Below are 14,596 nucleotides of genomic sequence, written 5' to 3' on the forward strand. Positions count from 1 at the left end.
TCCTTGAACTCGCCGGCCTTGATCGCCGCCAGGGCGCGGTCATGGCTCTGCGCGGCGAAGGCATCCTGCGCCTCGCGCGACACCTTCCATTGCTTGGCGACATTTTCGGCGGTAATGCCCATGCCGTAGGCAATGCCGACGTGCTCGTTATCGAAGATGCCTGGGTTCATCGCCACCTTGTGGCCCATCATCGGCACCATGCTCATGCTTTCGGTGCCGGCGGCGATCATCAGATCGGCTTCACCAAGGCGGATGCGGTCGGCTGCCATGGCTACGGCTTGGAGGCCGGACGAGCAGAAGCGGTTCACGGTGACGCCAGGCACCGTGTCAGGCAGACCGGCCAACAGCAGGCCGATGCGGGCCACGTTCATGCCTTGCTCGGCCTCGGGCATGGCGCAGCCGACGATGACGTCGCCGATGTGATGCGGATCAATGCCGGGCGCCTGCGCCATCACGGCGCGGATCACGTGGGCGAGCAGGTCGTCCGGACGGGTGTTGCGGAATACGCCGCGCGGCGCCTTGCCGACCGGGGTGCGGGTGGCGGCGACGATGTAGGCGTCTTGCACTTGCTTGGTCATGGTCTTTGCTCCGTGGCGTCGCGCGATACGCGGCGACGCGCTTTGGTTTGTTCGTAGCGGTTGATGCGTGCGGAAAGTCGCTGGGCCCCGGCGTTCGCCGGGGCGACGGTCAGTTGCGCAATGGTTTGCCGGTGGTCATCGTGTGGGCGATGCGCGCTTGTGTCTTCTCGGTTTGCGCCAGTTCGACGAAGTGCTTGCGCTCCAGATCCAGCAGCCATGCCTCGTCAACCAGCGAACCGCGCTCGATGGCGCCACCGCACAGGGTGTCGGCGATGCGCGTGGCGATCGCAACATCATGCTCGGAAGCAAAATAGCCGGCTTGCAGATTGGCGAGCGAGGCCTTGAAGGTAGCCGTGCCCACGTCGCCGGCCACCGGAATGTTGCGAGCGTACAGCGGCGGGCGACAACCGCTCTCGGCGAGCGAACTGGCCACCTGCTTGGCCACGTACAGCAGTTCATAGGCGTTGAATACGACCACATCGCTGTCGCGCAGCAGGCCAAGTTGCTTGGCTTCCAGCGCGCTGCCGGAAACCTTCGCCATCGCCACGGTCTCGAACACTTTCTTCAATGGCTCGAACGGATCGCTGGGATGGCTCTGCGCCGCGCGGATGGCCAGTTCATGCAGGCCGCCACCGGCCGGCAACAAGCCAACGCCAGCTTCGACCAGGCCGATGTAGCTTTCCAATGCGGCAACGGTGCGTGCCGAATGCATCTGGAATTCGCAACCGCCGCCCAGGCACAAACCGCGCACGGCCGATACCACCGGCACCAGCGCATGCTTGATGCGCATGCTGGTGCGCTGGAAGTTGCCGACCATGGCATCGAATTCCTTGACCTTGCCGGCTTGCAGCAGGCCCAGCGCGCCCTTCAAGTCTGCGCCGGCGGAGAACGGCTCGCTGGTCTGCCAGATCACCACTGCCTTGAGCTTTTCTTCCGCCACGCCGATCGCGTACTGAATGCCGTCGAGCACCTGATCGTTGACCGTATTCATCTTGGTCTTGAACGAGATGATGCCGACGTTATCGTCGCCCAGCGTCCAGAGGCGGATGCCGTCGTTCTCCCATACGGTGGTGCCTTGGTCGAATTTCTCGCCGAGGATCGCGTCGGGGAACAACTGACGCTTGTATACAGCATGTTGCGAGCGCGGCTTGTCGGCATGGGCGGCAGCCGAGTACGAACCGTCCTTGCCGTGCACGCCACTGCGGCCATCGGTTACCCACTTCGGCAGCGGCGCCTTGCTCATCGTCCTGCCGGCGTCGATGTCTTCCTGGATCCACTGCGCCACCTGCTGCCAGCCGGCGGCCTGCCAGGTTTCGAACGGGCCGAGCTTCCAGCCGTAGCCCCAGCGGATGGCGAAGTCGACGTCGCGTGCGGTGTCGGCAATATCGGCCAAGTGGTAAGCGGTGTAATGGAACAAATCGCGGAAGGTTGCCCACAGGAACTGTGCCTGCGGATCGCTTGAAGCGCGCAGCTTGCCGAATTTCTCAGCCGGATCCTTGATGGCTAGGATCGCCGACACTTCATCCGACGCTTTTTGCTCGGAAGCGCGGTAATCACGCTTGGCGACATCCAGTACCACGATGTCCTTACCGGCTTTGCGATAAAAACCAGCGCCGGTCTTCTGGCCGAGTGCGCCTTGTTCGATCAGGCCGCTCAGCCACGCGGGGGCCTTGAAGTACTCATGCCATGGATCATTCGCCAAGGTGTCGGCCATGGTCTTGATCACGTGCGCCATGGTGTCCAGGCCCACGACGTCGGCGGTGCGGTAGGTGGCGCTCTTCGGACGGCCAATCGCCGGGCCGGTCAGTGCATCGACCGTGTCGAAGCCGAGCTTGAACTGCTCGGTGTGATGCATGGTCGCCAGCATCGAGAACACGCCGATGCGGTTGCCGATGAAGTTCGGCGTGTCCTTGGCGTAGACCACGCCCTTGCCGACCGTGGTGGTCAGGAACGCTTCCAGTCCTTCGAGCACGCTGTGGTCGGTGAGCTTGGTTGGAATCAGCTCGACCAGATGCATGTAGCGCGGCGGGTTGAAGAAGTGCACGCCGGTGAAGCGATGGCGCAATTCTTCCGGCAGCGCTTCGGCCAGGCCGTTGATCGATAGACCGGAAGTGTTGCTGGCCAGTATGGCGGTGGGCGAAACGTGCGGGGCGATCTTCTTATAGAGGTCCAGCTTCCAGTCCATCCGTTCGGCGATCGCCTCGATCACCAGGTCGACGTCCTTCAGTTGGTCGAGGTCTGTCTCGTAGTTGGCCGGAATGATGGCCGCGGCGCGGTTGCCGTCAGCCAGCGGGGCGGGCGAGAGCTTCTTCAGGTTCTCGATGGCCTTGAGCGTGATGCCGCTCTTGGGGCCTTCTTTGGCGGGCAGGTCGAACAGCACGGTTTCGACATCGGCGTTGGTCAGGTGCGCGGCGATCTGCGCCCCCATGACACCGGCGCCGAGCACCGCGGCCTTGCGGATGCGCAGCGCGGACTTCGTTAATGATGGAGCGGTCATTGGCTTCTCCGTAGTACGAATGCGTAGCAGGTAAGTAAAGAAGGTGCGGGAGGCGCATGGCCATCCGATGACAGGAATTCAGGGTGCGCGCAGGCCGGAGGCGGCGAAGCGGATCAGGTGCTCGGCCGTTTGTTCGCGATGGGTGGTTTCGCTGACGTCGCTCTTGCGCTGGATGATGCCGAAGCCCGACATGGCGTGAGTCAGGGCGCCGGTCACCAGGTCGATGCGCCAGTACAGTTCTTCCTTGCTCAGGCCAGGCAGCAGGCGGGCGAATTCGGCGGTGAACTGCCGCATCACGTGGCCGTAGTTCTCGGACAGGAACTTGCGCAGGTCATCGTCGTGTTCGGCAAAGGCGCGGGCCAGCACGCGCATGAACAAGCCGCCGCCGCCGTCATGGGAAAGGTCCAGGGCAGGGCGGATGAAGGCGGCGAGTACGTCCTCCAGCGTCGTCTCCGGCTGGCCGGATATCTGTTTCAGGGCGGCCAGGCGGCGGGCATTGAGCTGATCCAGGCGGCGTTTGAAAACCTGCTCGACCAGATGATCCTTGGAGCCGAAGTGGTAATTCACCGCGGCGAGGTTTACGCCCGCGGCGGCGGTGAGCTGTCGAAGCGAAGCGCCTTCGAAGCCGCGCTGGGCGAACAGCGCTTCGGCTGCGGTCAGGATGCGTTCCTTCGTAGAAGCAGAACTGTTCACGGGCACACGCCTGTCGAGTAGTTCAAACGATCGTTTGAGGATACGCGCGGCTGGCCGGAGCAGTCAAACAGTCGTTTGCCTAGCGCTCGGATCGGGGTTGCTTATGGGCTAGAATCTGTCAAACTTTCGTGAGCTAAATCCGCATTCCCATACGAATTTAGTTCTATCTTTCCTTCTGACGCTGTCCTGTCAGACCGCCCATTCAATTAGTCCGCATAACCGGAGCAGACCGCATGGCGCTGGAGCGCACCCTTTCCATCATCAAACCCGATGCCGTTGCCAAGAATGTTGTCGGTGAAATCTATGCACGCTTCGAGAAGGCGGGCCTGAAAGTCGTTGCAGCAAAGATGAAGCATCTTTCGCGCAAGGAAGCAGAAGGTTTCTATGCCGTGCATCGCGAGCGTCCGTTCTTCAATGCACTCGTGGAATTCATGATCTCCGGCCCGGTGATGATCCAGGTGCTGCAGGGTGAAAATGCAGTGCTCAAGAATCGCGAACTGATGGGCGCGACCAATCCGAAGGAAGCCGCCAAGGGCACGATCCGCGCTGATTTCGCCGAATCGATCGATGCCAATGCGGTGCACGGTTCGGACGCGGCGGAAACCGCTGCCGTCGAAATCGCTTATTTCTTCGCTACAACCGAAGTGTTTCCGCGCTAACGAATAACGCAAGTGAACCAGGTGGAAAAAGTCAATCTGCTCGATTTCGATCGCCAAGGGCTGCGTGAATTTTTCGCGCAACTCGGTGAGAAGCCGTATCGCGCCGAGCAGGTGATGAAATGGATCTATCACCGCCTGGAAGACAACTTCGAAAACATGACCGACGTGGGCAAGGTGCTGCGCGCCAAGCTCGAAGCCACGTGCTACGTCGGTCCGCCCAAGACGCTGTTCGACAAAGGCGCTGCCGACGGCACCCACAAATGGCTGTTGGGCATGGACGGCGGCAACGCCGTCGAAGCGGTGTATATCCCGGAGCCCACCCGCGGCACGCTGTGCGTGTCGTCGCAGGTGGGCTGCGGTTTGAACTGCCAGTTCTGCTCCACCGCCACGCAGGGCTTCAACCGCAACCTCGCTACTTCTGAAGTGATCGGGCAGATGTGGGTGGCGGCAAAACACCTGGGCAACGTCACGCACCAGAACCGACGCATCACCAACGTGGTGATGATGGGCATGGGTGAGCCGTTGTTGAATTTCGACAACGTCGTGAAAGCGATGAGCCTGATGCGCGACGACCTCGGCTTCGGTCTTGCTTCCAAGCGCGTCACATTGTCGACCGCCGGCCTGGTGCCGATGATCGACAAGCTTTCCGAAAGCATCGACGTATCGCTGGCGGTATCGCTGCACGCGGCCAACGATGAATTGCGCACCGAACTGGTGCCGCTCAACAAGCGCTTCCCGATTGCCGAACTGGTGGCCGCGTGCCAGCGCTGGATCGAGCGCAAGCCGCGCACCTCCATCACGTTCGAATACACCTTGATGAAGGGTGTGAACGATCAGCCCGAGCACGCACGCCAGCTGATCAAGTTCATGCGCAAGCTGCCGACCTGCAAGGTCAATCTGATTCCGTTCAATCCGTTCCCGGGCACGCGCTTCGAGCGTTCCGAGCCGGATGTCATTCGTGCGTTCCAGACGCAGTTGCTCAACGCGAACATCCTGACGATGCTGCGTCGTACGCGTGGCGATGACATCGACGCCGCCTGCGGCCAGCTGAAAGGGCAGGTGCTCGATCGCACGCGTCGCCAGGCCGAATTCCGCAAGCGTTTGGACGAGGGGACTGCTCATGCGGCGTGAACGCATCATCTTGCTCGGTATCGGCCTGGCAGCGCTGCTGGCGGGCTGTCACCGTTCGATGACGCAACCGACCCCGCCACCCGAGCCGACGCTGCCCAAGCAGACCAAGGCGGAAAAAGCGCAGAGCGCGTCCGACGTGCATACACGCCTGGCGCAGCATTACATCGAGATCGGCAATCTTCAGGGCGCGCTGGAAAAGGTAAAGATTGCGGTCCAGGACGACCCCACCTTCGTGCCGGCGCAGACCGTGATGGCGTATATCTACGAACGCATCAACGATGTGCCGAATGCGGAGACGCATTACCGCCGCGCGCAGGAATTGCAGCCCGACAAAGGCGATACCAACAACAACCTGGGCCAGTTCCTGTGCCGCATCGGCAAGGGACAGGACGCCATGCAGTATTTCACCAAGGCGCTTGCCGATCCGTTCTACAAGACGCCGGATGTGGCGCTCGCCAACCAGGGCATCTGTCAGCTGCAGATGGGTGATCAGGCCGGCGCCGAAACGAACCTGCGCAGGGCCGTGCAACTCAATCCGAAGAATGCCAACGCCTTGTTGCAGCTTGCTCGCGTGCTTTACCTCAAGCAGGACTACTTCGACGCCAGTGCATTCCTGCAGCGCCTCGACGCCATGGGGCAATTCAATGCCGACTCGTTGAAGCTCGGCTACGACATCGAATCTCACTTGGGTAACAGGGATGCCGCCCAGAACTACAGCAAACGGCTGCTTAGCCAGTTCCCGGATTCGGAACAGGCGCGGGCCCTCAATTCAACCGTGCACCCATGATTTCCGAGCAGTCCAATCCGGCAGCGCATGAGGAGACACATTCCGAAACGCCCGCCACGACCGCAGCGAACATGGAACAGAACGCTGCCGAGTTCCGCTTCAACGAAGTGCCTGGTTTTGGTTCGCGCCTGCGTGCAGTGCGTGAAGCGCGTGGCCTGGATATGGAAACCTGCGGTCATGCCCTGCATCTGCCGGTGCGTGTGCTGAGCCAGCTCGAGAGCAACGACTTCAGCGGCATCGACTACCAGGTATATCTGGGCGGCTATCTGCGCACCTACGGACGCTATCTCGAAATCGACGAAAGCGAGATCGAAATGGCCGTCGCCAAGCTCAAGCCGGCACAGCCGAAGCTGGTATCTACCGGTGGCGTCTCGCATTCGCGCTATTTGCTGGATCAATACGCCAAGGCCGCCACCTACGTCGTGCTGACGCTGGTGATCGCGGTGCCCACGGTGTGGCTGGGCATGCGCGGTACGCTCTCGCGCGACATGAGCCGCCTGTCGCCGCTCGACGCAACGCCGGTCGCGCAGCAAGATGCACCGCCGCCAGCCGCGCCGGCGCCTGCCAGCAGCGTGGCGAAAGTGGCGCCAGGCACGACGGCGGTAGCACAGGCTCCGGCCACTGCGGCTCCCGCGATGGCTGCTTCCGCACCGAACCCGGCGGCTGCGCAACAGCCGTTGCTGGCTTCCATGGTGCCCATGCCCAACCTCGATAACGAACCGGCCATTACGGCACCCGCCGCGGGCAATGCGCCCGAAGCTGCGGTCGGCAGCGGTGCGCACAGCCTGACGCTCAGCCTGACCAACGCAAGCTGGGTCGAAGTGATCAGCAAGGACGGCACGCGGCTTGAATACGGCTTGCTGCCGGCAGGCTCCACCAAGACCTATCACAGCGATCAGCCGCTGGAAGTACGCATCGGCAATGCCAACGGCGCGCAGGTGACCGTCGATGGCCAGCCGATGGCGCTCGACGCTTATCGCCGCGCCAACATCGCGCATTTCCGCGTCGACATTCAGAACGGCAAGGCAACGCCTGCCGGCGCTTGAAGGGCCGGGGGCGCTAGCCCTCGCCCCCCTTTGATCGGTTATGCTTGCGCATTGTCCGCCCGCCGGGCGGCCAATGCCGCCGTCGCTGGATAGCGGCGGCTACAGAACGCCTTTTCCACGCCTTCCGGCGTTACCTCGCGATACGGTGATTGCATGGCATTCAATGCTTACGACGACTACGAACAGAGCGAACGCGTACAAAAGTGGCTGCGGCAGAATGGCCTGTCGATCGCTGTGGGTGTCGTCATTGGCTTGATCGCCATCTTCGGTTACCAGCAATGGCGCAGCCATCGAGCTGAACACCAATTGCAAGCGTCTGGGCTTTACCAGCAATTGCAAAGCGTGCTGGACACGGGTAACACCAATGCTGTCGATGTGATCATCCAGCAATTGATGAAGGATTACTCCGATACACCCTACGCACTGTTCGCCGTGAGCGATCGTGCGCGCCGTCAGACTGAAGACAAACAGCTCGACAAGGCACTCGATTCGCTTGCCTGGGCCGAACAGCATGCGCCCAGCCCGGAGCTTAAGGCATTGGTGGAATTGCGCATCGCGCACGTGCAGATGGCCAAGGGCAACGCCCAGGAAACCCTCAATGCACTGGACCGCATGCCGCCCAACAGCTACGCCATCGAGAGCCAGGAACTACGCGGCGATGCGCTGGTCAAGCTGGGACGGCGCGACGATGCCCTCAAGGCCTATCAGGCCGCAGTGAGTGCGATGGGGCCGAACGTATCCCAGGACAATGAAGTGCAAATGAAAATCGACGATCTGGCCGCGGCCGGGAAGCAGGGTGCATGAAACGTTTTTGGCTGATCGTAGTGACCGGCTCGCTGGTAGCGCTTGCTGGCTGTCATTCCTTCAAGAAAGAAAACATCCAGCCGCCGACGCCGCTGGCCAAAGACTTCAAGCCGACCGTGCAAGTCACGCGGGTTTGGAAAGAACGCGTGGGCCACGGCGCCGGCGTGAGCGGTGTGCGCATGGAGCCCACCGTGGTGAACGGCGTGCTCTATGCCGCCAGCACGGACGGTGCGATTGCCGCGCTCGATGCCAATACCGGCAAGACCCTTTGGGAAACCAAGAGCCGCACGCACGGCTGGTTCGGCTGGGGTGACAAGAAGCGCAAAGACGCCTTCTACGCGGGCGGTCCGGCCGTGGACGGCGATCTGCTCGCCATCGGCACGCTGGACGGCCACGTGTATGGCCTCAGCTCCAAGGATGGCAGCCAGCGCTGGGTCGCCACGCTGCCCTCTGAAGTGATCGATTCGCCCACCATCAACAACGGGCTGGTACTGGTTCGCACGCAGGACGGCCGCGTCTACGGCCTGGACAGCAACACTGGCGAACGCCGCTGGGTCAATGACCAGGGCAGCGTGCCGCTGCTCAGCCTGCGCGGCAACGGTTCGTTGCTGGTCACCAACGGCGTGGTGTTCTTCGGCAGCGACGACGGCAAGCTGATGGCGGTGCGCGAGGACAACGGCGAAAAGCTGTGGGAACAGAAGCTGGCGACGGGTGAAGGCCGTACCGACATCGAGCGCATGAACGATGCCGATGGCGGTGTCGTGCTCGATGGCAGCACGCTTTACGCCTCGGCGTACCACGGCAGCCTCACCGCCGTGGATGGCCCCAGCGGCCGTCCGCTGTGGGCGCGCCCGTTCTCCACCTACACCTCCATGGCGCTCGGCGGCAACAGCCTGTTTGGCGTCAATACCGACTCGCAGGTGTGGGCGTTCGACAAGAGCAGCGGCGCCGACATGTGGAAGAACGACGATCTCAAGTACCGCTGGCTGACCGCACCGGCCGTGCAGGGCGACTATGTCGTGGTTGGCGACATCGAAGGCTACGTGCATTGGCTGCAGACCGGTGACGGCGCGCTGGCCGGGCGTGAGCGTCTTTCGAAGAAAGCCATCCGCGCGGAGCCGGTGGTGGCCAATGGGCTGGTCTACATCGAAGACGTTGAGGGCCATATCGCGGCCTACCGTCTCGGTGCGAAGTAATTATTGGACTCATGTTTCGTGCTGCCCGTCATCGCCCTGGTCGGTCGTCCCAACGTCGGTAAATCGACCCTCTTCAACGCGCTGACGCGCAGCCGCGACGCCCTGGTGGCCGATATGCCGGGCGTCACCCGCGATCGCCACTACGGTATTTGCCGCACCGGTCAGAATCCCTTCGTCGTAGTCGACACCGGCGGCTTGTCCGGTGTCGAAGAAGGTCTCGACGCGCTCACTGCACAGCAAGTGCGCCTCGCTATCGACGAGGCGCAGGTACTGGTGTTCGTGGTCGATGCGCGCGATGGTCTTCTGCCGCAGGATCGCAGCATCCTCGATGAGCTGCGCCGCAGCGGCAAACCCATCATCGCCGCGGTCAACAAGACCGATGGCCTCGACGTGCAAAACGCGCTGGCCGAGTTTGCCGTATTCGGCATCGCCCAGACATTGCCATTGTCCGCCGCGCATAACCGCGGCACGGAAGAGCTGGTTGCCGCCGTGCTGCCCATGTTGCCGGAAGACGCGCATGAAGAACTCGCGCCGGAAGACGAAGGCAGCATTCGCGTCGCCATCGTTGGCCGTCCCAATGCCGGCAAGTCCACGCTCATCAATCGCCTGCTTGGCGAAAACCGACTGATCGTTTCCGACGTCGCCGGCACCACGCGCGATCCGATCCGCGTGCCGCTGGAACGCGATGGCAAGCGTTACACCTTGATCGATACGGCCGGCGTACGCCGCAAGTCCAAAGTCGACGAAGACGTGGAGAAATTCAGCGTCATCAAGACGCTGCAATCGATGGCTGCCGCACAAGTCGTGGTGGTGATGATCGATGCCCGCGAAAACCTTGCCGACCAGGATCTCACCCTGATCGGCCACGCGATCGACGAGGGCAGGGCGCTGGTGATTGCCGTCAACAAATGGGACGACATGGAACCGTACGCGCGTGAGCAATGCCAACGAGCATTGGAACGCCGGCTGGTTTTTGCCGACTGGGCAAAGCAGGTGTTCATCTCCGCCTTGCACGGTTCGGGGTTGCGCGAACTGATGCGTGCGGTCGTGCGTGCACATACGTCTGCTACGCGTGAGCTCACCTCCTCGGATCTCACTCGCACGCTTGAACGCGCCTACCAAAGCTATCAGCCGCCGCTGGTGCGTGGCCACTCGCCGAAGCTGCGCTTTGCGCATCCCGGTGGCAGCAATCCGCCGACCATCGTGATCCACGGCAGCCGCACCAAGCACATCGCGCCGGCCTATCGCCGCTATCTCGAAAACTTCTTCCGCCAGCGCTACAAGCTGGAAGGCACCCCGATCCGCATCGATTTCCGCGATGGCGAGAATCCTTTTGCGGGCAAGCGGAACGTGTTGACCGAAGGACAGCAACGCAAGCGGCAGCGGATGATCCGCGAGATGAAGCGGCGCAAGAAATAAGCCGGAAGCCGGCCATTCGCAGGGTGGGATGAAATCCCAGCTTTGATTGGCATGGTGATGCCAGGATTGTCATCCCAGCCTACGAAGCATTCGTCGAAGCGACGCTGGCCTGCGTAGAGCTAGACTATTCCCATGAGCACCCTCGACCGCGAATCCTGGCTCGCCGAACTACGCCAACGCGTACCCGAGCTTTCTCCCGCCGAAGCCTTGCGCAAACAGGCCCAAGGCGCCTTGCTGATCGACGTGCGCGACGACAATGAACGCGCGACCGGTTCGCCCGTCGGTGCCTTGCCGTTGTCACGCAGTTTTCTTGAACTGCGCATCGAAAGCCAGGAACCCAATCGCGACCGGCAAATTCTCACGCTATGCGGCAGCGGCGTTCGCTCCTTGTTTGCCGCGGAAGCTTTACAGCGGATGGGCTATCGAAACGTCACCTCGGTAACGGGCGGCTTCGAGCGGTGGAAAAGCGAAGGTTTGCCGATCAGTGCCGCGCAGCTCGATACGGATTCGGCGGAGCGTTATTCAAGACAACTGCGCTTGCCGCAGGTCGGTGAGGCGGGGCAACACAAACTCGCTCTAGCCAGCATCGTCTTGCTGGGCGCCGGCGGTCTCGGCGCGCCTGCTGCGCTTTATCTGGCCGCGGCCGGCGTCGGGCGGCTGACGCTGATCGATGATGATCGCGTCGAGCGCTCCAATCTGCACCGCCAGGTCATCCATGCCGATGCACGCGTCGGCATGTCCAAGACCGAGTCGGCGCGCATGACCTTGAATGCGCTCAACCCGCGCGTAAACGTGCAGCTGCGTAACGAGCGCCTACGCGCCGACAATGTTGAACAACTGCTGCGTGGCCATGATCTGGTCGTCGATGGTGCGGATAATTTTCCCGCGCGTTATCTGATTGCTGCAGCGACACGACGCTTGAATATGCCGATGGTGTACGGCGCCGTCGAGCGCTTTACCGGCCAGGTCGGCGTCTTCGATCCGCGCCGTGATGATTCGCCGTGTTACCGCTGCCTTTTTCCCGAACCACCTGACGCAGTCGATGCACCCAATTGCGCGGAAGCCGGCGTGCTCGGCGTGCTGCCCGGTATCGTGGGCCTGCTGCAAGCCACCGAGGCGCTGAAGCTGATCCTTGGCATCGGCGAGCCACTGATTGGCAGGTTGTTGTCGTTCGACGCTTTGGGCATGCGCTTTCGCGAGACACGCTTGCCGCGCGACCCAGCCTGCCCGGGCTGCGGGGCAACGGCCGAATTTCACGGCTACGAGGACGTCGAGCGGTTTTGCTCCGCGGGATAATCGTGGGCGCCCGGCGCCAACCTGGTCGGCCATTCGGCGATAATGCGCACTTCGCCAGCCAGGACCACCCATGAGCGCACGCATACTCGATGGCAAACGCATCGCCCAGGAACTGCTGGAACGCATCGCCAAGCGTGTCAGCGAGCGCAAGGCCCAAGGCAAGGTGGAACCTGGCCTGGCCGTGGTGCTGGTCGGGAACGACGCTGCGTCTTCCGTCTACGTGCGCAACAAGCGCAAGGCCTGCCATCAGGTGGGCTTCCGCTCTTTCGATTACGACCTGCCGGCCAGCGCCACGCAGGAAGAACTGTTTGCACTGATCGACAAGCTCAACACTGATCCGGACGTCCACGGCATCCTGGTGCAATCGCCATTGCCGGATCACATCGACGAAGACGCGCTGGTCGATCGCATCGATCCCAACAAAGACGTGGATGGCTTTCAGGCCGTCAACGTCGGCCGCCTTGCGTTGCGCCGCTTTGGCTTGCGCCCTTGTACACCGCGCGGCGTGATGACGCTGCTGGGCCACACCGACCGTCCTGTGCGTGGCCAGCACGCTGTTGTCGTAGGCGTCTCCAATCATGTCGGCCGTCCATTGGCATTGGAATTGTTGATCGCCGGTTGCACCACCACCTGCTGCCATCGCTTTACGCGCGACCTGGAAACCTACGTGCGCCAGGCGGACATCCTGGTCGTGGCCGTGGGCAAGCCAGGCCTGGTGAAAGGCGAATGGGTGAAACCCGGCGCCGTCGTGGTAGACGTGGGTATCAATCGTCTGGATGACGGACGCCTCGTCGGCGACGTGGAGTTCGCGCCTGCTGCCGAACGTGCCAGCTGGATCACGCCGGTGCCTGGTGGTGTGGGGCCGATGACGGTCGCCACGCTGATGGAAAACACCCTGGAAGCCGCCGAAGCCCGCAACACGTAGGTTGGGGTGCGAACCCCAACATGGAGAGCTAACAGGCGTCACGATGTTGGGGTTCGCACCCCAACCTACAGGCGGACGACGAGACCAAAGCAAAACTCGCGCCGAACTGAACTCCCGCGTATAATCCTCTCTTTGCAGCGGGACTTTTCCATGCGCATCCTCGCCGAGGCCCTTACATACGACGACGTCTACCTCGTCCCGGCCCATTCCCAAGTCTTGCCGCGCGACGTGGACACCTCCACGCGACTCACGCGGAACCTTCGCCTGAATATCCCGATCGTGTCCGCTGCCATGGACACCGTTACCGAAGCCCGCCTTGCCATCACCATGGCCCAGAACGGCGGCATCGGCATCATCCACAAGAACATGACCGCCGAGCAGCAAGCCGCTGAAGTGCGCCTGGTCAAGAAGTTCGAAGCCGGCGTCATTCGCAGCCCGATTACCGTCACGCCGCACACCTCGATCCGCGACGTCCTCAAGCTCACCCGCGCGCACAACATCTCAGGTGTACCAGTGGTGGAAGGGGAGCAGCTGGTCGGCATCGTCACCAGCCGCGATCTGCGCTTCGAGCGCAAGCACGATGATCCCGTGCGCAACATCATGACCCGCCAGGACAAGCTGGTTACCGTGCGCGAAGGCGCCAGCCAGGACGACGTACTGCAGCTCCTGCACAAGAACCGCATCGAAAAAGTGCTGGTGGTGAACGACGCGTTCCAACTGCGCGGCCTGATCACCGTCAAAGATATTCAAAAAGCCCGCGACAATCCCAACGCTGCCAAGGATGCGCACGAGCGTCTACTCGTCGGCGCCGCTGTTGGCGTCGGTGGCGATACCGAGCAGCGCGTTGCCGCATTGGTCGAAGCCGGTGTGGACGTGATCGTGGTGGATACCGCGCACGGCCATTCGCAAGGCGTGATCGAACGCGCTGCATGGGTAAAGAAGAATTTCCCGCAGGTGCAGCTGATCGCCGGCAACATCGTCACCGGCGATGCGGCGCTTGCACTGCGCGATGCCGGCGTGGATGCCGTGAAGGTTGGCGTAGGCCCCGGTTCGATCTGCACCACGCGCGTGGTCGCCGGTGTCGGCGTGCCGCAGATCACCGCCATTGACATGGTCGCTACCGCGCTAAAGGACAGCATTCCGCTGATCGCCGACGGCGGCATCCGCTACTCGGGTGATATTCCGAAGGCGCTCGCCGCTGGCGCATCCACCGTGATGCTCGGCTCCATGTTCGCCGGCACCGAAGAATCGCCGGGCGAAGTGGAACTGTTCCAGGGGCGCTCCTACAAGAGCTATCGCGGCATGGGTTCGCTCGGCGCGATGGCGCTGGGTTCCAAGGATCGCTACTTCCAGGAAGAAGCCGACGCCGACAAGCTGGTGCCCGAAGGCATCGAAGGCCGCGTGCCGTACCGCGGTCCGCTGCGCAACATCATCCACCAGCTGATCGGTGGCTTGCGCGCGTCGATGGGTTACCTCGGTGCCGCGACGATCGATGACGTGCGCAACAAGGCGCAGTTCGTGAAAGTCACCTCGGCCGGTGTTACCGAAGCGCATCCGCACGATAT

13 protein-coding genes are annotated in these 14,596 nt (G+C 62.3%); 10 read left to right on the forward strand and 3 right to left on the reverse strand.

The window, feature by feature from the left end; translation table 11 throughout:
* The 3 genes from VJR68_RS17460 to VJR68_RS17470 all read right to left on the reverse strand — a co-directional run.
* On the reverse strand, window positions 1–578 hold a 578-nt coding region (locus VJR68_RS17460), incomplete at its 3' end, for a beta-ketoacyl synthase N-terminal-like domain-containing protein (RefSeq protein WP_324149816.1).
* Window positions 579–687: 109 nt separating this feature from the next.
* On the reverse strand, window positions 688–3,075 hold the full coding sequence (locus tag VJR68_RS17465) for a 3-hydroxyacyl-CoA dehydrogenase/enoyl-CoA hydratase family protein (RefSeq protein ID WP_324149818.1): 2,388 nt from the start codon (window positions 3,073–3,075) through the stop codon (window positions 688–690).
* A 78-nt stretch (window positions 3,076–3,153) separates the two neighbouring features.
* Entirely contained in the window at window positions 3,154–3,768 is a 615-nt protein-coding gene (locus VJR68_RS17470; RefSeq protein ID WP_324149819.1) for a TetR/AcrR family transcriptional regulator, read from the reverse strand.
* A 233-nt stretch (window positions 3,769–4,001) separates the two neighbouring features.
* On the opposite strand from VJR68_RS17470, the gene ndk reads away from it, so the two are divergent.
* The 10 genes from ndk to guaB form a co-directional block, all read left to right on the forward strand.
* Window positions 4,002–4,427, forward strand: a complete 426-nt coding sequence (ndk, locus tag VJR68_RS17475; protein ID WP_324149820.1) for a nucleoside-diphosphate kinase — start codon at window positions 4,002–4,004, stop codon at window positions 4,425–4,427.
* A 12-nt stretch (window positions 4,428–4,439) separates the two neighbouring features.
* A complete protein-coding gene (gene rlmN, locus VJR68_RS17480) occupies window positions 4,440–5,558 on the forward strand; it encodes a 23S rRNA (adenine(2503)-C(2))-methyltransferase RlmN (RefSeq protein WP_324149822.1) in 1,119 nt (372 codons plus the stop codon).
* On the forward strand, window positions 5,548–6,345 hold the full coding sequence (pilW, locus tag VJR68_RS17485) for a type IV pilus biogenesis/stability protein PilW (RefSeq protein ID WP_324149823.1): 798 nt from the start codon (window positions 5,548–5,550) through the stop codon (window positions 6,343–6,345). Before rlmN ends, pilW begins: the two co-directional genes overlap by 11 nt.
* Before the next feature lie 71 nt (window positions 6,346–6,416).
* The gene (locus VJR68_RS17490; protein ID WP_324149824.1) at window positions 6,417–7,391 is read left to right on the forward strand and encodes a helix-turn-helix domain-containing protein; all 975 of its coding nucleotides are present in this window, start codon (window positions 6,417–6,419) and stop codon (window positions 7,389–7,391) included.
* 153 nt (window positions 7,392–7,544) lie between these two features.
* Window positions 7,545–8,195 carry a tetratricopeptide repeat protein gene (locus VJR68_RS17495; protein WP_324149826.1) on the forward strand — a complete coding sequence of 217 codons (651 nt, stop codon included), beginning with the start codon at window positions 7,545–7,547 and terminating at the stop codon, window positions 8,193–8,195.
* Complete coding sequence (gene bamB, locus VJR68_RS17500) at window positions 8,192–9,391, forward strand: outer membrane protein assembly factor BamB (RefSeq protein ID WP_324149827.1); 1,200 nt, start codon at window positions 8,192–8,194, stop codon at window positions 9,389–9,391. The genes VJR68_RS17495 and bamB overlap by 4 nt, the downstream gene beginning before the upstream one ends.
* Window positions 9,392–9,409: 18 nt before the next feature.
* A complete protein-coding gene (gene der, locus VJR68_RS17505; protein ID WP_324149828.1) occupies window positions 9,410–10,810 on the forward strand; it encodes a ribosome biogenesis GTPase Der in 1,401 nt (466 codons plus the stop codon).
* Window positions 10,811–10,942: 132 nt separating this feature from the next.
* Entirely contained in the window at window positions 10,943–12,106 is a 1,164-nt protein-coding gene (gene moeB / locus VJR68_RS17510) for a molybdopterin-synthase adenylyltransferase MoeB (protein WP_324149829.1), read from the forward strand.
* A gap of 70 nt (window positions 12,107–12,176) precedes the next feature.
* Window positions 12,177–13,031 (forward strand): bifunctional methylenetetrahydrofolate dehydrogenase/methenyltetrahydrofolate cyclohydrolase FolD, encoded by an 855-nt coding sequence (gene folD / locus VJR68_RS17515; protein ID WP_324149830.1) that lies wholly within the window; start codon window positions 12,177–12,179, stop codon window positions 13,029–13,031.
* Between the two features lie 150 nt (window positions 13,032–13,181).
* A partial coding sequence (gene guaB, locus VJR68_RS17520; protein WP_324149831.1) for an IMP dehydrogenase occupies window positions 13,182–14,596 on the forward strand: 1,415 nt, incomplete at its 3' end.

The sequence above is a fragment of the Dyella sp. genome, from assembly GCF_035277725.1.
In the GTDB taxonomy this organism is placed as follows: domain Bacteria; phylum Pseudomonadota; class Gammaproteobacteria; order Xanthomonadales; family Rhodanobacteraceae; genus Dyella_B.

What these genes read in the sequence shown, in the direction of transcription:
- VJR68_RS17465 (WP_324149818.1), bottom strand. Translation starts at nt 3,075, where the DNA reads ATGACCGCTCCATCATTAACGAAGTCCGCGCTGCGCATCCGCAAGGCC.
- ndk (WP_324149820.1), top strand. Translation starts at nt 4,002, where the DNA reads ATGGCGCTGGAGCGCACCCTTTCCATCATCAAACCCGATGCCGTTGCC.
- pilW (WP_324149823.1), top strand. Translation starts at nt 5,548, where the DNA reads ATGCGGCGTGAACGCATCATCTTGCTCGGTATCGGCCTGGCAGCGCTG.
- VJR68_RS17490 (WP_324149824.1), top strand. Translation starts at nt 6,417, where the DNA reads ATGGAACAGAACGCTGCCGAGTTCCGCTTCAACGAAGTGCCTGGTTTT.
- VJR68_RS17495 (WP_324149826.1), top strand. Translation starts at nt 7,545, where the DNA reads ATGGCATTCAATGCTTACGACGACTACGAACAGAGCGAACGCGTACAA.
- bamB (WP_324149827.1), top strand. Translation starts at nt 8,192, where the DNA reads ATGAAACGTTTTTGGCTGATCGTAGTGACCGGCTCGCTGGTAGCGCTT.
- moeB (WP_324149829.1), top strand. Translation starts at nt 10,943, where the DNA reads ATGAGCACCCTCGACCGCGAATCCTGGCTCGCCGAACTACGCCAACGC.
- folD (WP_324149830.1), top strand. Translation starts at nt 12,177, where the DNA reads ATGAGCGCACGCATACTCGATGGCAAACGCATCGCCCAGGAACTGCTG.